The organism is Streptomyces sp. NPDC087440, assembly GCF_044744005.1.
In the GTDB taxonomy this organism is placed as follows: Bacteria; Actinomycetota; Actinomycetes; order Streptomycetales; family Streptomycetaceae; genus Streptomyces.
In genome coordinates this window covers 821,853-839,930 of record NZ_JBIUXN010000001.1, presented here as the reverse complement: position 1 = coordinate 839,930, position 18,078 = coordinate 821,853, and the positions used below count along the sequence as shown (strand labels likewise).

24 protein-coding genes are annotated in these 18,078 nt (G+C 71.7%); 13 read left to right on the top strand and 11 right to left on the bottom strand.

Going from position 1 to position 18,078, the window contains the following annotated elements:
* Positions 1 to 145: 145 nt before the first annotated feature.
* Together ACIO3O_RS03795 and ACIO3O_RS03790 are read left to right on the top strand one after the other, a co-directional pair.
* Positions 146 to 853: a sirohydrochlorin chelatase gene (locus tag ACIO3O_RS03795; RefSeq protein WP_401741462.1), complete on the top strand. Its 708-nt coding sequence runs from the start codon at positions 146 to 148 to the stop codon at positions 851 to 853.
* A gap of 40 nt (positions 854 to 893) precedes the next feature.
* The gene (locus ACIO3O_RS03790) at positions 894 to 1,373 is read left to right on the top strand and encodes a hypothetical protein (RefSeq protein ID WP_401741460.1); all 480 of its coding nucleotides are present in this window, start codon (positions 894 to 896) and stop codon (positions 1,371 to 1,373) included.
* A 32-nt stretch (positions 1,374 to 1,405) separates the two neighbouring features.
* Here ACIO3O_RS03790 and ACIO3O_RS03785 read toward each other — a convergent pair whose 3' ends face one another.
* From ACIO3O_RS03785 to ACIO3O_RS03775, 3 genes are all read right to left on the bottom strand, one after another.
* Complete coding sequence (locus ACIO3O_RS03785) at positions 1,406 to 1,735, bottom strand: DUF4288 domain-containing protein (protein ID WP_401741457.1); 330 nt, start codon at positions 1,733 to 1,735, stop codon at positions 1,406 to 1,408.
* A 141-nt stretch (positions 1,736 to 1,876) separates the two neighbouring features.
* Positions 1,877 to 2,521, bottom strand: coding sequence for an NAD(P)-dependent oxidoreductase (locus ACIO3O_RS03780; protein WP_401741455.1), 645 nt, complete (start codon positions 2,519 to 2,521; stop codon positions 1,877 to 1,879).
* 44 nt (positions 2,522 to 2,565) lie between these two features.
* Complete coding sequence (locus ACIO3O_RS03775) at positions 2,566 to 3,501, bottom strand: EamA family transporter (RefSeq protein WP_401741454.1); 936 nt, start codon at positions 3,499 to 3,501, stop codon at positions 2,566 to 2,568.
* 45 nt (positions 3,502 to 3,546) lie between these two features.
* On the opposite strand from ACIO3O_RS03775, the gene ACIO3O_RS03770 reads away from it, so the two are divergent.
* Both ACIO3O_RS03770 and ACIO3O_RS03765 read left to right on the top strand, forming a co-directional pair.
* Positions 3,547 to 4,116 (top strand): MarR family winged helix-turn-helix transcriptional regulator, encoded by a 570-nt coding sequence (locus ACIO3O_RS03770; RefSeq protein WP_401741453.1) that lies wholly within the window; start codon positions 3,547 to 3,549, stop codon positions 4,114 to 4,116.
* A 143-nt stretch (positions 4,117 to 4,259) separates the two neighbouring features.
* Positions 4,260 to 4,715, top strand: coding sequence for a hypothetical protein (locus ACIO3O_RS03765; protein WP_401741451.1), 456 nt, complete (start codon positions 4,260 to 4,262; stop codon positions 4,713 to 4,715).
* A gap of 186 nt (positions 4,716 to 4,901) precedes the next feature.
* Here the strand turns inward: ACIO3O_RS03765 and ACIO3O_RS03760 are convergent, their stop codons facing one another.
* Complete coding sequence (locus ACIO3O_RS03760) at positions 4,902 to 5,687, bottom strand: VOC family protein (protein ID WP_401741449.1); 786 nt, start codon at positions 5,685 to 5,687, stop codon at positions 4,902 to 4,904.
* 141 nt (positions 5,688 to 5,828) lie between these two features.
* Here ACIO3O_RS03760 and ACIO3O_RS03755 point away from each other — a divergent pair, with 141 nt between their 5' ends.
* A complete protein-coding gene (locus ACIO3O_RS03755) occupies positions 5,829 to 6,146 on the top strand; it encodes a hypothetical protein (RefSeq protein WP_401741446.1) in 318 nt (105 codons plus the stop codon).
* A 151-nt stretch (positions 6,147 to 6,297) separates the two neighbouring features.
* Positions 6,298 to 6,714 carry an ATP-binding protein gene (locus ACIO3O_RS03750; RefSeq protein ID WP_401741444.1) on the top strand — a complete coding sequence of 139 codons (417 nt, stop codon included), beginning with the start codon at positions 6,298 to 6,300 and terminating at the stop codon, positions 6,712 to 6,714.
* Between the two features lie 84 nt (positions 6,715 to 6,798).
* On the opposite strand, the gene ACIO3O_RS03745 is transcribed toward ACIO3O_RS03750, so the two are convergent.
* Positions 6,799 to 7,737, bottom strand: coding sequence for a DUF389 domain-containing protein (locus tag ACIO3O_RS03745; protein ID WP_401741443.1), 939 nt, complete (start codon positions 7,735 to 7,737; stop codon positions 6,799 to 6,801).
* 39 nt (positions 7,738 to 7,776) lie between these two features.
* Here ACIO3O_RS03745 and ACIO3O_RS03740 point away from each other — a divergent pair, with 39 nt between their 5' ends.
* Complete coding sequence (locus ACIO3O_RS03740; RefSeq protein ID WP_401741441.1) at positions 7,777 to 8,766, top strand: aminoglycoside phosphotransferase family protein; 990 nt, start codon at positions 7,777 to 7,779, stop codon at positions 8,764 to 8,766.
* An 89-nt stretch (positions 8,767 to 8,855) separates the two neighbouring features.
* On the opposite strand, the gene ACIO3O_RS03735 is transcribed toward ACIO3O_RS03740, so the two are convergent.
* A complete protein-coding gene (locus ACIO3O_RS03735; protein WP_401741438.1) occupies positions 8,856 to 9,434 on the bottom strand; it encodes an EF-hand domain-containing protein in 579 nt (192 codons plus the stop codon).
* A gap of 210 nt (positions 9,435 to 9,644) precedes the next feature.
* On the opposite strand from ACIO3O_RS03735, the gene ACIO3O_RS03730 reads away from it, so the two are divergent.
* Entirely contained in the window at positions 9,645 to 10,229 is a 585-nt protein-coding gene (locus tag ACIO3O_RS03730; RefSeq protein ID WP_401741437.1) for a GNAT family N-acetyltransferase, read from the top strand.
* Positions 10,230 to 10,237: 8 nt separating this feature from the next.
* The gene (locus ACIO3O_RS03725) at positions 10,238 to 11,140 is read left to right on the top strand and encodes an alpha/beta fold hydrolase (protein ID WP_401741435.1); all 903 of its coding nucleotides are present in this window, start codon (positions 10,238 to 10,240) and stop codon (positions 11,138 to 11,140) included.
* Positions 11,141 to 11,147: 7 nt separating this feature from the next.
* Here ACIO3O_RS03725 and ACIO3O_RS03720 read toward each other — a convergent pair whose 3' ends face one another.
* The 3 genes from ACIO3O_RS03720 to ACIO3O_RS03710 form a co-directional block, all read right to left on the bottom strand.
* Positions 11,148 to 11,471 (bottom strand): hypothetical protein, encoded by a 324-nt coding sequence (locus ACIO3O_RS03720; RefSeq protein WP_401741433.1) that lies wholly within the window; start codon positions 11,469 to 11,471, stop codon positions 11,148 to 11,150.
* Between the two features lie 145 nt (positions 11,472 to 11,616).
* Positions 11,617 to 12,003, bottom strand: coding sequence for a RidA family protein (locus tag ACIO3O_RS03715; RefSeq protein WP_401741430.1), 387 nt, complete (start codon positions 12,001 to 12,003; stop codon positions 11,617 to 11,619).
* A 26-nt stretch (positions 12,004 to 12,029) separates the two neighbouring features.
* The gene (locus ACIO3O_RS03710; protein WP_401741428.1) at positions 12,030 to 12,503 is read right to left on the bottom strand and encodes a hypothetical protein; all 474 of its coding nucleotides are present in this window, start codon (positions 12,501 to 12,503) and stop codon (positions 12,030 to 12,032) included.
* A gap of 137 nt (positions 12,504 to 12,640) precedes the next feature.
* On the opposite strand from ACIO3O_RS03710, the gene ACIO3O_RS03705 reads away from it, so the two are divergent.
* Genes ACIO3O_RS03705 through ACIO3O_RS03690 form a run of 4 tightly spaced genes read left to right on the top strand, consistent with a single transcriptional unit; the run spans position 12,641 to position 16,228 of the window.
* Positions 12,641 to 13,528, top strand: coding sequence for an ABC transporter ATP-binding protein (locus tag ACIO3O_RS03705; RefSeq protein ID WP_401741425.1), 888 nt, complete (start codon positions 12,641 to 12,643; stop codon positions 13,526 to 13,528).
* Entirely contained in the window at positions 13,525 to 14,355 is an 831-nt protein-coding gene (locus tag ACIO3O_RS03700) for an ABC transporter permease (RefSeq protein WP_401741423.1), read from the top strand. The genes ACIO3O_RS03705 and ACIO3O_RS03700 overlap by 4 nt, the downstream gene beginning before the upstream one ends.
* Positions 14,352 to 15,593, top strand: a complete 1,242-nt coding sequence (locus tag ACIO3O_RS03695; protein ID WP_401741420.1) for a sensor histidine kinase — start codon at positions 14,352 to 14,354, stop codon at positions 15,591 to 15,593. Before ACIO3O_RS03700 ends, ACIO3O_RS03695 begins: the two co-directional genes overlap by 4 nt.
* Complete coding sequence (locus ACIO3O_RS03690; protein ID WP_401741418.1) at positions 15,590 to 16,228, top strand: response regulator; 639 nt, start codon at positions 15,590 to 15,592, stop codon at positions 16,226 to 16,228. The genes ACIO3O_RS03695 and ACIO3O_RS03690 overlap by 4 nt, the downstream gene beginning before the upstream one ends.
* Positions 16,229 to 16,333: 105 nt before the next feature.
* On the opposite strand, the gene ACIO3O_RS03685 is transcribed toward ACIO3O_RS03690, so the two are convergent.
* Both ACIO3O_RS03685 and ACIO3O_RS03680 read right to left on the bottom strand, forming a co-directional pair.
* Positions 16,334 to 16,636 (bottom strand): DUF5133 domain-containing protein, encoded by a 303-nt coding sequence (locus tag ACIO3O_RS03685; protein ID WP_401741416.1) that lies wholly within the window; start codon positions 16,634 to 16,636, stop codon positions 16,334 to 16,336.
* A gap of 353 nt (positions 16,637 to 16,989) precedes the next feature.
* Positions 16,990 to 17,883: a SigB/SigF/SigG family RNA polymerase sigma factor gene (locus ACIO3O_RS03680; protein ID WP_401741887.1), complete on the bottom strand. Its 894-nt coding sequence runs from the start codon at positions 17,881 to 17,883 to the stop codon at positions 16,990 to 16,992.
* Positions 17,884 to 18,078 lie beyond the last annotated feature (195 nt).

The window sequence follows — 18,078 nt, the reverse complement described above, 5'->3', positions numbered from 1 at the left end:
AAGGGTCGGAGGACCCTTCTGCGCGGCCCCGGACGGCCCCTCTGTGCCGGGACGTTGGACTGCGGCGCGAGGGGCGGGCGCGGCATAGCGTGAAGGGTGGACGCCCCTCTTTCTCCCCCCTTCTTCTCGGATTCCGGAGGCACGGATGCTGGTCCTCGCCGTACACGGCAGCGCGGTCCCGGAGGCCGCCGAGACGATCGGGCGGCTGGCCGCACGGCTGGAACAGACGACGGGCGTACGTCCCGTGGTGGGCCATCTCGACGTACAGCGGCCGTCGTTGGGCGAGGTGCTGGCGGAGCGTCCGGGGGCGGTGGTGATGCCGGTGCTGCTGGGCGACGGGTACCACCGGAAGGTCGACATTCCGGCGGTGGCGCGGGCATACGACTGCACGGTCACGGAGGGGCTGAGCGGCGAGCGGGACGTGACGCTGGCGGTGCACGCGCGGCTGCGGGAGGCGGAGGCGCCGCTCGGGGGCTGGGCCGACGCGATCGTGGTGGCGGGCGCGGGCTCGACCCGGCCGGGCGGCAACGACGGAACCCTCGCGGTGGTCGACGACCTGCGCGACCTGCGGGATGTGCCGGTGGTCCCGGCGTACTGCTCGGCGGCGGAGCCGACGGTGCCGGAGGCGGTGGCCCGCCTGCGCGCCGCCGGTCACCGGCGTGTCGCTGTCGCGGCCCACCTCCTCGCACCGGGCCGTTTCACGCGGGCGCTGGCGGAGTGCGGGGCGTGGGCGGTGTCGGAGCCGGTCGCGGACCACCCGCGCATCGCGCGCCTGGTGGCGGACAGGTACCGGGCGGCGGACGAACGCTGGGCAGCGGAGGGCGAGCACGCGGGATCAGATTCATCACTGTGAGTGATGACACGAACACTCTTCGCCTGCTTCTCTGGTACGTATGAACACACAGCGCAACATCTTCGCGATCTTCGCTCAGGCGGCACTGATCCCCGCCCTCGCCCTGGCGGCACCGCTCGCCGCGACCCCCGCGTCCGCCACGCCCACCGCGACCGCCACGGAGGCTCAGGGCGAGACCCGCACCCCCGCCGCCGAGGTCAACACCTTCTTCAAGGCCTACCGGAAGGCCGTCCAGGGCTCCGGCCCGCACACACCCGAACAGGTCCGCAAGGCGCACCTCACCGCCGAACTGGACGCCCAGCTCGCCGCATGGGCCGAGCAGAACCACGCCGACCCGGTGCTGCGCGCACAGAACGTCCCCAAGGACTGGAAGGTGCGCAACCACGCGCAGACCGCCACCACGGCCACGGTGATCGTCACCCAGATCTGGGGCGCGAGCCCGGACACGGAGGTCTGGTACACCGTCCGCCGCTCCGACCTGAGGATCACCAACCTGACGGACCCACCGCTCCGGGGCTGAGCCCGGGAGGCCCAGGGCTCAGGGCTCAGGGCTCAGAGGGGATCGCCCGGCAGCAGGGGTTCGAAGGCGCGGTAGGCCTCGTAGTTCTTGAAGTGGCGGCTGTAGAGGTCGGCGCCGTCCCGGAGCGTCGTGTCCAGGACCTCGCTGACGTCCACGACGTGCAGGAGCTTCCAGGTGATGCGCTCACCGCGCTCGTTCTCGTAGCTGGTCTCCTGGGACCTGCCGTGGGCGAGGGCCTTGGTCCGAGCCTCCTCCTCGCTGTCGGCGGCCAGCAGGACGAAGTCCTCGGCGTAGAGGGGTTCGTGCCCGTCGGCGTCGGAGGTCGCCCGGGTGAGCAGGACGGCAATGTAGGTGGTGGCCATGGTCGCGGCTCCTCTTTCCGGCGGGCGTGGCTGGTGGGGAGGGTTCCCTCCGGGGCCCCTGCGCCACGGGGGCCACTGTAGGTTGCGGGGCGCCGTCGACCGTCGACCGTCAGCGGTGCGGGTCGCCCCGGGCAGGGAGGGTCAGTAGCCGACGGTGAAGCGGGTCCGGTGGTGCTTGGGGCGTTCTGCCTCGTCGAGGATCGCGAGGGCGAAGTCCTCCATGGAGATGGCGGATTCGCCGGTGGTGGGAGAGACCAGGAGCTCGTCGGTGCCCAGCCGGTACGTCCCCGTGCGCTCGCCGGGGGCGAAGAGGGCGGAAGGACTCACGTACGCCCAGTCCACTTCCGGACCGGCCGCGCGGACGACGGCCAGCTGGTCGTTGCAGGCGAGCGCGATGGGCCGCCAGGACCGCGGGAAGTCCGGCCCGTCGATCACGGTGAGCGTGTCACTGCCGGGGAGGCGGAGGCTGCCCGCCCCGCCGACGACCAGAAGGCGCGCCCCGGTGCGGGCGGCTCCCGCGACGAGTGCCTCGGCGGCCGCGGCGAGCTGTTCCTCCTGGCCGGGCACCGGGCGGGTGGCGCCGATCAACAGGTCCTGACCGTGGGCCAGTTCGGCCACGCTGTCCGGATCGAGGGCGTTTCCGGCGGCAGGTCTCGCCCCGGGATGCAGGGCGTCGAAGCGGGCCGGGTCGCGGGTGACGGCGGTGACGGCGTGCCCCCGGCCGACGGCCTCGGCGACGATACGGCTTCCGGTGGCACCGGTGGCTCCGAAGACGGTGATGCGCATGGGGATCGTACCTCCTGGAGAGATGGCGGGTGTTGAGGGCGGGGTCAGCGTGTGGGGGCGGGGGCGGGCATCTGCGCCGCAGCCGGTGCCGACCCGGCGACCGTTCGGGAGCCGCCCTTCGCACCGCCCCCCGGGCGCAGCTGCGCCAGGGCAACGGCCGCCAGGGCGAGCAGACCGCCGAGCAGTTGCAGCGGGGTGAGCTGCTGGCCGAGCAGCGCCCAGCCGAGCACGGTGGCGACCAGCGGGCTGAGCAGGCCGAGGAAGGTGACCTCGGTCGGCGAGAGCGCCTTGATGCCGCGGAACCACAGGACGTACGCGACGGCCGCGCCGATCAGCGTGAGGTATCCGTAGCCGAGCAGGTTCTCGCCCGTGAGGGAGGAGGGCGGCGGACCCTCAACGAGGAGCGCGACGGGCGTCAACAACAGGCCGCCCGCGACGAGTTGCCAGCCGGTGGTGGCGAGCAGCGGCGCCGGGGAGACCCAGCGCTTGCTGAGGACGACGCCGGTCGCCATGACGACCGCACCGCCGAGCGCGGCGGCCACACCGAGCACGTCCAGCCGGGCGTCGGCGCGCAGCACCAGGAGAGCGACTCCGGCGATTCCGGTCACGGCCGCCAACAGCGTACGCAGCGTGAGGCGTTGGCCGAGAAGTCCGGCGGAGAGGCCCGCCACGAGGAGGGGCTGCACGGAGCCGACCGTGGCGGCGACCCCGCCGGGGAGGCGGTAGGCGGCGACGAAGAGGAGGGCGAAGAAGACACCTATGTTCAGGGCGCCCAGGACGAGGGACTTCCACCACCAACTCCCCTTCGGGAGCTTCCTGGTGAGGAGTACGAGGAGGATTCCGGCCGGGAGAGCCCGCAGCACGCCCGCGAGCAGCGGGCGGTCCGGGGGCAGGAACTCGGTGGTGACGAAGTAGGTGGAGCCCCAGACGGCAGGGGCGAGGGCAGTCAGAAGCACGAGGGCCGTGCGATTTCTTAGCACTAAGACAACATATCTCACTGCTAAGAGATCGGCTAGGGTCTCTCCATGACGGAGAACAGGAACACCAACGCCGCATCGGGCGGAGCGACTGCCCCATCAGGCGGAGCGACCGCCGCGCCGGTCCGCGACCACGTGGATCACGTACTCGACCAGTGGCACGCCCAGCGCCCCGACCTGGACGTCTCCCCGATGGCGGTGATCGGCCGGCTGAAGCGGCTGATGCTGCTCATCGACCCGGAGATGAAGCGGACCTTCGCCGCGCACGGCCTGGACCGGGCGTCCTTCGACGTCCTGGCGACCCTGCGGCGCAACGGCCCGGACCGCCCCCTCACCCCCGCCGAGCTGATGGCCTCCGCGATGGTGACCTCGGGTGCGGTCACCCAGCGCCTGGACCGCCTCCAGGGCCGCGGGCTGATCACCCGCAGGCCGAGCCCCACGGACGGCCGGGTCGTCCAGGTCGCCCTGACGGAAAAGGGGCTGGCGCTGGTCGAGGCGACCCTGCCGGACCACCTGGCCACCGAGTCGCGACTCCTGTCCGCGCTCTCCCCCGCCGAGCAGGAGCAGCTCGCACTCCTGATGCGGACGTTGCTGCTGGGGCTGGGCGACGAGTTCTGAGCACGCGCCCCGGCACGCGGCAGGCGAAGGCGGTGCGCTTGCGCGCTTGTGGCGCGCTTGCAGTGCGCTTGCGATCTTGCGGAGGCGGGAGCAAGGTCGCTATGGCCCCTTTACCCCTTTTGGCCCAGTGAGGACGTTCTCCCATGGCTCAGCGCACCTCCTTGCGGTACAATCCCCGCGCCGCGGCGGCCGGCGCACTCCTCCTCGGCGGCGCGGCCCTGTTCGCCGCTCCTGCCGCCGTCGCCGCGGAGTCCCCCTCCCCCAGTTCCTCCACCGCCCTCCCGGCCCCCGTCCAGCGCGCGGTGTCCGCCGTGAACGACGGCGACAACAAGGCCTTCGTCGCCGCGTTCACGAAGGACGCCCTGGTCAATGACTCGGGCCGGGACTTCAAGGGCCACGCCGCCATCAAGGGCTGGAGCGACAAGGAGCTGATCGGTGCCAAGGCGAAGCTCACCGTGAACAAGGTGAAGCAGGACGCGCGGGACAAGAACACCGTGACCGTGACCGCCGAGGTCAAGAGCGACGGCTTCAACGGCCCGTCCGACTTCGCCTTCACCGTCGACGGCGACAAGCTCAGCGCGATGCGGATCACCGGCTGACCCGCCCCCCCAGACCACGGCGGGCGCGATCCGAAGAGGAACGCGCCCGCCGTGCACATGCCCGGAACCGGAAGCCGTACCGCCCACCCGGAACCGGAAGCCGTACCGCCCACCCGGAACCAGAAGCCGCGCCACCCACCCGGAACAACCGGAAGCCACGCGCTCACCCGGAGCCGGAAGGAGCCCTCACTCCTGCCGCGGATTCGGCTTCAGCACCGCGAACCGCGCCCCCGCCGGGTCCGCGAAGAACGCCATGCGCCCGACCTCGGGAATGTCCGACGGCGGTACGACGACGCTGCCGCCGCTCTCCACCACCCGGTTCGCCGTCGCGTCCGGGTCGGCCACGCCGAAGTACGAGATCCACGCCGTCGACTCGTCCGGCCTGGCCGGGGCCACGCCGCCGAAGGACATGTCCTCCACGTCGCCCTCCGCCGAGGAGATCACCGCGTACGCCATGACCATGCCCGGCACCTCCATCTCCTGCGAGCGCCAGCCGAAGAGGGAGCGGTAGAAGTCCAGCGCGGCCGTCGGGTCGGCGGTGTGCAGCTCGGTCCACAGGAGCGTGTCGTCCTCCGACGTCACCTCCAGGCCCTGGTGCGCGGCGGGCTGCCACACCGCGAACTCCGCCCCCGTCGGGTCGGTGAGACACGCCATCCGCCCCGAGTCCATGACGTCGAAGGCCTCGACCCGCACGGTCCCGCCCGCCTGCTCCGTGGCCTTGGCCACGCCCTCGGCGTCCCGCGTCGCGAAGTAGACCGTCCAGGCCGGGTGCGCGCCCTCCTCGGTGAGGGAGCCGATCCCGGCGACGGTCCTGCCGTTCTTCCGGAAGAAGCCGTAGCCGCCGCTCTCGGACCCGGCGGACTCGAACTCCCAGCCGAAGACGGCGCCGTAGAAGGCCGCCGCCGCGGGGATGTCCGGGCTGCCGAGGTCGAGCCAGTTGGGTGCGCCGGTACGGAATTCACTGGAGAGCATGGGAATCCGACCTCCCTTTCGCGGGGCCTTGTGCCACCTTGCCTCGAATCGTACGAGCGTTCCGCCCACTGTTCAGGGCGAACGGGCAGATCACAGTCGCTCGACTGGCATCTGTAAATCGAACAGACGTACGCTTCCCGTATGTCTTCCTACTCCGCCCCCTTCCCCGAGGACCTCATCGACCTCCAGCAGCAGCTCCACCAGGCCCAGGCCGACTTCCACACCCTCGCCACCGCCCCTCCCTGGGGCGCGGACTCCTCCCCCGTGTTCACCGAGGAGGAGGTGGACCAGGTCGAGGAGCTGTGGGAACGCATCCGCGAGCTGACGATGGCCGTCAACGAGCACCCGTACTGGACGACGGCGAACGGCTCGACCGGCACGCACGGCGGCCCGGTGAACAACGCCCGGCGCGTACTGCGCGTCGTCCGCGACCCGGACGCCGACGCGGGCGCCGCCTGACCAGGCCCCGCTCCGGCCCCGGCTCCGACCCCACCCCGGACACGCTCCGCACGCCCCCTGTTCGCCGCCGGGTTCTCGGGTACACGTACGGCAGCGATCGGTGACGTAGCAGACGTACCACCGGACGGCGATACGGAAGAGGGGCAGGGTCATGTCGATGCGCGCGGTGGGCTGGGCGAGGACGTTCCCGATGTCGGGGGGCGTGCGCGAGGGCAGAAGGTGGACGGAGGAGCACCTCTCGCAGCTGCCCTGGTACGAGAGCAGTCCCGACACCGCGGACTCCATCGTGCTGGCCGTCTCCGAGCTGCTCACCAACGCCCATCTGCACGCCCGCAGCGACGCCCAGCTCGTGCTGACCTGGGACAGCCGCTGCGTGCACATCTCCGTCCACGACGACACGCCCGAACGCGCGCCGAAGCAGCACGCCGAGTCCACGGGCGCGGTCTCGGGACGCGGCATCGCGATCGTGGACGCGCTGGCGGACAGCTGGGAGACCCACGAGCAGCAGCACGGCAAGGCGGTCACGGCCTGCTTCACCCCGGAACTCCCGGAGCCGGTGAAGGGCTAGCAGGAGCTGAGCGCCGCCAGCGGCTCCGGGCCGGCAGGAGCTGAGGTCGGCCGGCGGCTCCGGGCCGGCAGGAGCCGAGGGCCGCTAGCGGCTCCGGGCGACCTTCATCCCGTACCGCGACCACAGCGCCCGCTGTACGAACAGGGTCACCGTCCCCGCGATCAGCATGCCCGCCAGGTTGACGCCCAGCTGGATCAGCGAGGCGCTCACCTCGCTCCAGTGCCCGAGCGGGACCGCGACCGCCAGGTTCCCGGCGGCGGGCACGGTGGTGACCGAGATGAAGACGCCGACCAGCGTGGACGACTTGCCCGCCGTCATGGAGAGGATCCCGGCGATCCCGGCGAGCAGCGCGACGACGAACGACCACCGGTCGGGGTGGATGATGAAGTCGGTCAACGGCCGGTCGTCGAGCATGGTGGGCTCGATCCAGCCCAGCAGCCGCCCGGCCGCCGCACACGCCATGGTGATCAGCACCGCCGCCGTGAAGCCGACGACGAGGGTACGGACGGCCTTGCCGATCAGCGGGCCCTTGCGGCTCATCACGCCGAAGCAGATCGCCGCGACCGGCCCGAACTCCGGGCCCAGCACCATCGCCCCCACTATCAGGATGGGCTGATCCAGCAGCGCACCGATCGCCGCGATCTGGGTGGCCAGCGCGAGGAACGCAAGGAACGCCCAGGTCAGACGAGTCTCTGCGGCGGTGCGGGCGGTCAGCTCGTCCCACACCACGGCGTCGTCCGGGTCGCCCGGAGCGACCTCCTCCGCCTTCTCGGCGGCCGAGGAGATCGACAGGTCGACCTGTTCGACGGTGATGCCGCCGGTGTCCTTGAGCCCCAGCTCGCGCAGCGCGTCGAGGACGCCGTTGGCGGCCTCCCGCGCGACGTCGAACTCGACGAGGTCGCCCACCGGGGCGTGCGCGGCGCCGGGCAGCTTGAGGACGTTGACGACGGCGGGGCAGTCCGTGGCGATGCCCAGCACCTCGTCGGTGCGGTCGGCCGGACTGATGACTCGTACATGCAGCATGGACGCATTGTGCCGGGTGCGTCGTCGTAGGTTGACCCCATGAGCAACGTGAGCGACACACGCACCCGACGGATCGACGCGACAAGCCACTTGAACGGGGACGCGATCGACGCGCCGCTGGTGAGGGGCCTGTTGGAGGAACAGCACCGGGATCTGGCAGGACTGGAGCTGCACCGGGTGCGCGGCGGCTGGGACATGCAAATGTGGCGGCTGGGCGAAGAGTTGGCGGTACGGCTGCCGCTCACGCCGCGCGGTCCGGAGCTGCTGCGCAACGAGCTGCGCTGGCTGCCGGAGCTGGCCGCGCGGCTGCCGCTTCCGGTGCCCGTTCCGGTACGGGACGGGGAGCCGACCGAGCGTTTCCCGCGCCCCTGGTCGGTGGCGGCGTGGGTGCCCGGGGAGCCCGCCGACGCGGCCCCGGTGGCCGACGAGCACCGGCTGGAGACGGCCGACACGCTGGCGGGGTTCCTGCGCGCCCTGCATGTTCCGGCCCCGGCGGACGCCCCGGTGAACCCGATGCGGGAGGTGTCGCTGGCCCAGGTGAGTCAGGGTGTCGCCCGCACGCTGGCCGAGGAACGGGCGGCGGGCGACGGCTCCGCGATACGGCAGGTGGACGTCGACCGGGTGCGGGCCGTGTTGGAGGACGCGGCGGCGGCACCCGCCTGGGAGGGCCCGCGGGTGTGGCGGCATGCCGACCTGCACCCCGCGAACGCCGTCGTCACCGACGGCCGCCTCTCCGGGGTCATCGACTTCGGCGACGTGTGCGCGGGCGACCCGGCCCAGGACCTGGCGGCCGCCTGGACCCTGCTCCCCGCAGGCCCGCCCGGGGCCGAACAGGCCACCGTGGCGCGCTTCTTCGCCGCGTACGGGGAGGTGGACGAGGCGACGGTACGGCGCGCCAGGGGCTGGGCCCTGTCGCGCGCCCTGATGCTCATCGCCATCGGGCACAACGGGGACAAGGGCCTGCCGGGCGGGAAGCCGACGTGGGGGCCGGTGGGGCGGGCCTCGCTGGAGCGAGTGCTGGCGGGGTGAGCGGGGCGGCGTGGTCGGGGCGAGGTGGGCGGGGCAGGTGGGCCGCTCCGTACCGCACCGGTTACTGAGCAGCCCCCACCCCGGGCACTTCAGATCGGACCGAACAGCCAGTTCCCCGGTGCCTCGGGGTCCTCGCTCGTGTAGTACTCGGCGGTGGCCTGCCGCACCTCGTCACGGTCGAGCAGACCGTCGCCGTCCACGTCCAACTCCGCGAAGGCGTCACCGAGTTCGCCCTCCGGGACGCCCATGCCGTTGTGGTACATCGCGACGAACTCGTCCCGCGTCACCCGCCCGTCGCCGTCGCGGGAGCCGATGTCCATCCAGCAGTGCGTCATCACGCCCACGTTGCCCAGGAACTCATCGCGCGCCTCGGGCCCCTGGGACGTCGCCCGCCCCCGCATCCCGGCGCAGAAGTCCTCCCGGGTGAGGACCTCCCGGCTGCTGTCGGAGCTCATCCGGCCCAGCTCGCTGTGCCAGAAGTGGCGGAAGGCGTCCCGGAGTTCGACGATCTTCGGCGCGTCGGAGGCCTCGCCGAGCGCCTTCGCCATGCCGTCCGCGAGCCCGCAGAGGTCGGCCTCGGTGAGGAGACCGTCAGCGTCTCCGTCGAGCATGTCGAAGGTGCGGTCGATCTTGTACGTGAGGAAGTCGACGTCCGCGCTCACGGTCATGGGTGGCTCCCGTTCCTGGGTGGGCGGCGGTGGGCGGCCCGGGCGGCATCGCCCCGGGCCGCCGAGGCCTGCGGTCACCGGTCCCACTCGCCTCGGGACGCGGAGGTTTCCTGCGAAGTGCGTACGTCGGTCGGCTGTACGGACCGGGCGCCGCTCCCGGTGCGTTATCCCCGTGCGGGTGAGCGGGAGCACGTGATAGTTCTCGCTCCCATGACCAACGACCTCGGCCCGGAAAACCTTCAGCCAGACCCTCAGACGGACCCTCAGACGGACCTTCAGACGGAACGGCTCGTCCTGCACCCCTTGTCCGTGGCGGACTCCGAGCGGCTGGTGGCGGGCGGACCGCTGCACGAGACGCCGGACTATCCGCGCGAGGGCGACATCTCGGCGGCCCAGCGGTTTCTGCGGACATGCGCGGAGAAGGGCGACCCGAGTCCGTACGCGAACTTCGAGATACGTCTGCGGGAGGACGGCAGTCCGATCGGCGGCATCGGCTTTCACGCGGCGGCGGACGAGAGCGGTGCCGTCACGATCGGGTACGGGCTGATTCCGGCGGCCTGGGGGAACGGATACGCGACCGAGGCGCTGCGGGAGATCGTGCGGTTCGCCCGCGTGTGCGGGGCCTCCCGGGTGAAGGGCGACGCCGACCACGACAACATCGCGTCCCAGCGGGTGATGCTGGCGGCGGGGATGCTCCCGGTCGGGGAGGACGAGGAAGTGAGGTACTTCGAGCTGGCGTGGGAGGGCGGGGTGGCCCGGAAACAGGGGTTGACCTGCGGGAAAGGGCTGGCATGATCGCGGGCATGATCAACTCTCCCGCTCCCTCCCCGTACTCCCACTTCGACGCGCCGGACGGAACCCGGCTCGCGTACCGCGTCGTCGCCGAGGGCGACGGTACGGATGGGGCCGCGGCCCCCGTCGTCTGCCTGCCCGGTGGTCCCGTGCACGACTCCCGCTACTTCGGGGACCTCGGCGGGCTGTCCGAGGCCTCCGGGCGGCGGCTGCTGTTCCTGGACTTCCGGGGGAGCGGCGGGTCCGACCTGCCGGAGGACCCGGACTCGTACCGCTGCGACCGGCTCGTCGAGGACGTCGAGGCGCTGCGCGTCCACCTGGGGCTGCCCGCGCTCGACCTCCTCGCGCACTCCGCAGGGGCGAACGTCGCCGCACGGTACGCGGCCCGCCACCCCGAGCGCGTCGCCCGGCTCGTGCTGATCACGCCGAGCACCCGGGCCGTCGGCATCGACATCCCGGACGAGATGCGGCGCGCGGGCGCGGAGCTGCGCCGGGAAGAGGACTGGTACCCGGAGGCCTCGGCCGCGCTGAGCGCCATCGCGGCGGGCGAGGCGACGGGGGCGAACTTCGCGGCGGTCACGCCGTTCTTCTGGGGACGCTGGGACGAGGCGGCGCGGGCCCATGCCGCCGCGTCGGAGGCGATGAACACCAACCCGGTCTCCGGTCGCGCCTTCGGCGCGGAGGGAGCTTTCGACCCGGCGGCGACGCGGGCGGCGCTGGCCGAACTCACCGTGCCGGTGGGCCTGTTGGGGGGCGAGTACGACCTGAACAGTCCGCCCCCGGCGGTGGAGGAGTTCGCGGGGATGTTCGCGGGCGCGGACGTGACGTATGCGGTGCAGGCGGGGGCGGGGCACTACCCGTGGCTGGACGACCCGAAGGTCTTCGCACAGGCCGTGGCTGCGTTCCTCCGCTGAGGACCGCTCAGCCCACGCGCCGCTCGCCGGCCGGCCCCCGTTCGTACCCCGCGAGCGAGAGCCGCATCCGACCGGGGCCGACGGGCTCGACGCGCACCGGAATCCCCCAGTGCGCGGCGAGCGCCTCGCCGACGCGGACCAGGCGGAGGCGCTCCGCCGGGCTGTACGCGGGGAAGGTGGTCCAGCCACGGTCGGCGAGGGCGTTGCCGAGCTCGGTGAAGAGGGTGGCGTGCGCGCGGCGTTCCTCGTCGGGGGTGAGCGGCGTGCTCACAGCCGCCGTCTCGTCCGCCGCCCCCATCACCCGCACGTTCCGCAGGTCCCGTACGTCCATGCCGCTGCCCTCCCATGGCCCCGGAGACCGACTCCGGAGCCGCCAGTGTGGCAGAGCGGCCGGAGGGACTGAGGGGCCCGGGAGGGACTGAAGGACCGGGGAACCGAATTGAGTTCGCCTCGCGCCCTCCCCTGGGCCGTCGTCCTCAGATGGCCGCCAGCGCCTCGACCTCGATCCGGAACTCCGGGTTCACCAGCCCGCTGACCTGCACCAGGGAGCAGGCCGGAAGCTGCTCGTGGCCCAGGAACTCGTCCCGTACGCGCCGGAAGGCGTCCAGGTCCGCGAGGTCGGTGAGGAAGACCGTCAGCTTGACGATCTGGGTCATGCGGCCGCCCGCCGCTTCGAGCGCGGTCCGGATGTTCTCGAAGACCTGCCGGGTCTGGAGCTCGGCGTTCCCCTTCCCGACCAGTTGGCCCTCCGCGTCCAGGGGAACCTGTCCCGAGATCGCGACCGTCCGGCCGCTGAACACGACCGCGTGGCTGTATCCCCGGACCGGGGGCGATCCCGCGGGGCGGTCTATGTGGTGGTGCACGGTGGACTCCTTCAGGAAGGTAGTGGTCAGTGGTCGGTGCTGGTGCCGTGTTCGATGCGGTGCTGTTCGACGAGGTGGTCGTACGTGGACCTCCAGCCCGGGTCGGTGGCGCTGAGGTCGCGGAGTTCGAGGGTGACCGGGCCGCCGGTGAGGGCGCAGACGCCGGACGGGTCGATGCGCAGGGCGGTGCGGGCGCGCTCCAGCAGTGCCGCCGCCTCCTCCCCGGTCGCGTAGAAGGTCAGCGTCGCCTCGACCGGGAGGCCCGTCAGGTCGCAGTCCTCGCCGAACTCGGCCTCCGCCCGGTCCACCGCCGCCCGCACGTGCCCGTGCCCGGACGACCAGGCGTACGGGCAGGGTCCGGGGTGGGACTCCTCCGCGCAGATCAGGGTGTGCAGGGTGTGCGGCACCGGGTGGGCGTGGGCCGCTTCGGTGTACGGCACCAGCGCCCCCGCCTCCATGACCGCCGAGATCTCCCAGATCCCGTGTTCCGCCCGACTCATCAGGGACTCCACTCCTTGATCACCTGTGCCGTGGCAAGCACGCTACCCTGCCCGCCCCCGTGTCCACCGATCGGCCGACACCCGGTTCCGTCCTCGGGTCGCTACTGGCCGCGGACCCGGCCCGGCACGATTCCCCCATGACTCCACAGAGGGCTGAAACGGCAGTGAGGGTACGGGACTTGACCAAGCGGTACGGTCGCACTCCCGTCGTGTACGGGCTGGACCTGGACATCGCGTACGGCGAGGTCTTCGCCCTCCTCGGGCCCAACGGGGCGGGCAAGACCACCACCGTCGAGATCCTGGAGGGTCACCGGTCCCGGGACGGCGGCAGCGTATCCGTGCTGGGCGAGGACCCGGCCCGGGCCGGGCGGGCCTGGCGCGGCCGGATCGGGATCGTGTCCCAGCAGGCGCGCGACGCGGCGGATCTGACGGTACGTGAGGTGGTGGGCCACTTCGCGAAGACGTACCCCCGACCCCGCGACCCGGAGGCCGTCATCGAGCAGGTGGGTCTCGGCGAGCACGCCCGCAAGCGGGTGGGACGGCTGTCCGGCGGGCAGCGGCGCCGGGTGGACGTGGCGCTCGGGATCGTGGGCGATCCGGAGCTGCTCTTCCTGGACGAGCCGACCACCGGCTTCGACCCCGAAGCACGCGCCCGGTTCTGGGAGTTGATCCGCAGCCTCGCCGCCGGGGGCACGACCATCCTGCTCACCACCCACTACCTCGACGAGGTCGAGGCCCTGGCGCACCGGGTCGCCGTGGTCGACCGGGGCCGCGTCAAGGCGCTCGGCGAACCCCGCACCCTCGGCGGCCGGGCGGAAGCGGCAGCAGTGGTCAGCTGGCGGGAGAACGGGCGGGAGATGCGACGCGAGACCGCCGACCCGGACCGGCTGGTCGCCGAACTCCTCCGGCTCGCCGTGCACAACTCCGGCCGGGTGGAGGGCCTTTCGGTGCACCGCCCGAGCCTGGAGGACATCTACCTCCGCATGATCGAAGACGCCGACGTCACCGGAAGGGCCTCAGCATGAGCAGCGCAGGCAGCACGAGCAACACCCCGCTCCCCTCCCCCACCCGCATCGGCCTCTCCCGCGGCGGCCTCGAACTCCGTCAGTTCTTCCGGGAGAAGGACGCCGTCGTCTTCACCTTCTCGCTCCCGGTGGTGATGCTCGTCCTTCTCGCGAGCATCTACCGGGACACCGTCCCCGGCACGGACGTCGGCGCGGGGCAGATCTTCGCCGCGAGCATGATCGCCGCCGGGGTCATGTCGGCCACGTTCGTCGGCCTCGGCAACGGCATCGCGCAGGACCGCGACGACGGCACCCTCAAGCGCCTGCACGGCACACCGACCCCGCTGACCTCGTACTTCCTGGGCAAGGTGCTGCTGGTCCTGCTGGTCGGCCTGGCCGAAGTGGTACTGCTGCTCGCCGTCGGACGGGGCTTCTTCGGCCTCGCCCTGCCCACGGAACCGGGCCGCTGGCTGACGTTCGGCTGGGTGTTCCTGCTGGGGGTGGTGTCGTGCGCGCTGCTCGGCATCGCGATCGGGAGCCTGGCGCGGTCCGCGAAGAGTGCTTCCGCGATCATCATGCTGCCCTTCATCGGACTACAGTTCATTTCCGGGGTGTTGGTCAACCCGATCACCAACCTGCCGTCCCCGCTGGTGGAGTTGGGTTCGGTGTTTCCGCTCAAGTGGATGGCGCAGGGCTTCCGTTCGGTGTTCCTGCCGGACGAGATGACGTTCCAGGAGGTGGCGGGGTCGTGGGAGCCGGGGCGGACGGCACTGGTGCTGGCGGCCTGGTGCGCGGGCGGTCTGGTGCTGTGCCTGCTGACCTTCCGCAGGCGGACCCGCCGGGGATGAGGACACGCGCCGCGTCCGGCGGTCCGCACGCCTGGCTGCGGGGCTATCTCTCCTGGGACGCCTTCTACTCCACCGCCCTCCTGGCCTGCCTGGTCTTCGTCCTCACGCTGGACGACCCCACCGCGCGCAGCCCGGCCCTCGCCGTCTGCGCCCTGCTCGGCGGGGCCGGCTGGTACGTGACGTACGGCAGGCGTCTGATGCGTACGCCACAGGCGGCGGCCGGTACGGGGGCCGGCCGCCGCGGCGCGGTGTATCTGGCCGCGCTCCTCGCCCTCTTCGCGGCGGCGGTCGTGCTGGCCCCCGCCGCGTCGCTCTCGCTCGTGATCGTCGTCCCGCAGGTGTACTGGACGCTGCGGCCGGTGCTCGCGACGGCGGCGGTCGTGGTGTTCGCGCTGGTGCCACTGGTGGCGGAGGTCGTGCGCACGGCTTCCCTGGTACGGGGGGTGGCCGCCCAGGGGCCGACCGCGCTGTTGGTGATCGCGTTCTCGGTGCTGTGCGGGACGTGGGTGCACCGGATCATCGACCAGAGCACCGAACGGGCTGCCCTCATCGAGGAGTTGACCACCACCCGGGGTGAACTCGCGGCGGCCGCCGAGCAGGCCGGGGTCGCGGCGGAGCGCGAGCGCCTCGCGGGGGAGATCCACGACGCGATCGCGCAGGGCCTGAGCAGCATCGTGATGCTGACCCAGGCCACGGCCGCCACCCTCTCCCGGGTGGATCAACTCCCGCCCGGACAGGCCGAGTCGATGACCCGGGCCCGCGAGCAGCTCGACCTCGTCGCCCGCACCGCCCGCGAGTCCCTCGCGGAGGCGGGCGCGCTGGTGGAGGCGCTGCGCCCGGCGGCCCTGGACGCGGCCTCCCTCCCGGAGGCCCTGCGCAGGCTGACCGCCCGGGCCGCCGAGGGGACGCCCCTGACCACGTCCTTCACCCTGACCGGCGACGCCGAACCGCTGCCGGTCGCCCTCGAAGTCGTCCTGCTCCGTACGACGCAGGAGGCCTTGTCCAACGTACGCAAGCACGCGCGGGCGACGCGGGCCGACGTGTCCCTGACGTACACGCGCTCCCATACGTCCGTGGAGGTGCGCGACGACGGCACGGGCCTGACCGCACCCCCCGACGACTCCCCCGGCTACGGCCTCACCGGCATGCTCCGCCGCGTCGAACAGGTCGGCGGTACACGCCAGTTGACCGGAGAGCCCGGCCGGGGCACGACCCTTCACGTGGAGGTCCCCCGTTGAATCCCGTCACCGTCCTCATCGCCGACGATCACCCGGTCGTACGGGCGGGCCTGCGCGGAATGCTCGCCGGGGAGCCCGACATCGAGGTCGTCGGCGAGGCCGTGAACGCCGACGAGGCCCTCGCGCTGACCCACGCCCTGAGTCCCGCCGTCGTCCTGATGGACCTGCGCATGCCCGGCAGCGGGGTGAGTGCCACGGCCCGGATCACCGCCGAGCGGCCCGCCAGCCGCGTCCTGGTCCTGACCACGTACGGCAGCGACGACCAGATCCTCGCCGCGGTGGAGGCGGGCGCAACCGGCTACCTCCTCAAGCACGCCGACCTGTCCGAACTCCTCCAGGCGATACGGGGCGCCGCCTCCGGCGAAACGATCCTCGCCCCCTCCGTCGCCGCCCGCCTCACCCGCCATCTGCGCACCCCGAAACGCACCGCGCTCTCCGCCCGCGAGACGGAGGTCCTCCGCCTGGTCGCCCGCGGCCTGACGAACGCGGCGATCGGCTCGGCCCTGTTCATCAGCGAGGCCACCGTCAAGACCCACCTGCTGCGCATCTTCGGAAAACTGGAGGTGGACGACCGCACGGCAGCGGTGATGACGGCGGTCTCCCGCGGCCTGATCACCCCGGACGAAGAGCCCTGAGGGAGGAGGGCCCGGGGCGGTGCCCCGGGCCCTCCCTTTGGCGCGTCGAACGGTGCGTCGAGCGGTGCGTCAAGCGGTGCGTCAAGCGGTGCGTCAAGCGGTGCGTCAGGCTGCCAGGTCTGCCCGGGAGAGCTTCCGCGCGCTCGGTGTGTTCTGCGCGTTCTGCGCGGGGACCGTGACCGATTCCGGCGTGTCCGTGGCCCGTGCGCAGCACGTGCGGGCCAGCAGGGCGTCGGCGGACGCGAGGGCCGCCTCGATGGACTTCGTCGAGGTCGTCACGCACAGCGTGTACGTGACGTCGTCCAGCGCCTGCCGGGATTCCGGCGTCGGGTTCTGGGCGTGGGCGAACCGGTTCTCCGCGTAGCGCGTGAGGAGCGTGCGCAGCACCTTCGGGTCGGGCACCAGCATGTAGGGGTTCCCCTTCTTCTTGTCTTGTTGAGTTTTGTGTTCCTGTGTCGCCTGTGTCTGTTTCTTCGCTGTCTTGGCTGTCTTGGCTGTCTTGGCTGTCTTGGCTGTCTTGCCGCAGGTTGCGGGGGTTGTGGCATGCGTCGCTTGCGTCGCGTGCGTCAGGTGGTGGCACGCCTACGCCTGGTACGCATGCTCTTGGTGCGACTTCCCCTCTTTCACGCGCGCCACACCGACGGTTTTGCGTCAGACTGTGTCGCCCGTGACACGCACGGTGAACAGAGATTACGCGGAAGGCCCGTTAAGTACCCGTGAGTTAACCTTTGGCCCTTGTCGGGGAGCCGTCAGGATGTCCCTCAGGCCGTGGTGAGCATTCCGGTGCGCAGCTGGCCGAGGATGCGGGTCAGGAGGCGGGAGACCTGCATCTGGGAGATGCCCAGTTCCTGGCCGATCTCGGCCTGCGTGAGCTCCTGGCCGAAGCGCATCGAGAGGATGCGGCGGTCGCGGTCGGAGAGCTGGGAGAGCAGCGGGGCCAGGGTGTGGAGGTCCTCGAAGAGCTCCATGCCGGGGTCGACCGCGCCGAAGAAGTCCGCGTAGGAGACGGCGGACTTGGAGTTGTTGTCGTTGCCGGTCTCGGCGGGGAGGTCCAGGGAGCCGGCCGTGTACCCGTTGGCGGCGACGAGTCCGTCGGTGACCTCGGCCTCGGTGAGCTCCAGGAGCTCGGCGAGTTCGGCGACGGTGGGGTCGCGGTCCAGGACGGTGGCGAGCTGCTCCTTGGCCTTGGCCAGTTCCGTACGGAGTTCCTGGAGGCGGCGCGGCACGTGCACGGCCCAGGTGGTGTCGCGGAAGAAGCGCTTGATCTCCCCCGTGATGTAGGGGATCGCGAAGGAGGTGAACTCGACCTCGCGGGTGAGGTCGAACCGGTCTATCGCCTTGATCAGGCCGATCGTGCCGACCTGGATGATGTCCTCCAGGTCACCGCTCCCCCGGTTGCGGAAGCGGCGCGCGGCGAACTTCACCAGCGAGAGGTTCATCTCGATGAGCGTGTTGCGCGCGTACTGGTACTCCTGCGTGCCCTCTTCCAGTTCCTGCAGCCGGTCCAGGAACAGCCTGGACAGCTGGCGGGCGTCCTTGGGCGCGACAGCGGTGGGGTGCGCGATGTGCGGGAGTTCGGCGGGGCGGGCCGACTCCTGGGACTGCGAACCGGTGTCGGCCGGTGCCACGACGGTAGTGGTGGTGGGGGCTGACAGCATCACAGTTCCTCCTCGGGTCACGGTCGTCTCCCACCCGAGCCTTGCCCGCGAACGCGTGTTCACTCTCGGCAGAGGCAATCTTTCTTCGAAAGATTTTCACCAAAGCCGCCCGGAGAATGCTGGACAGGGGGAGGAAGGGGTCTCCGAGGTTCCCGGGAACCCTCGGGGGGAGTCTCGGGGAGCCCTCGGGGA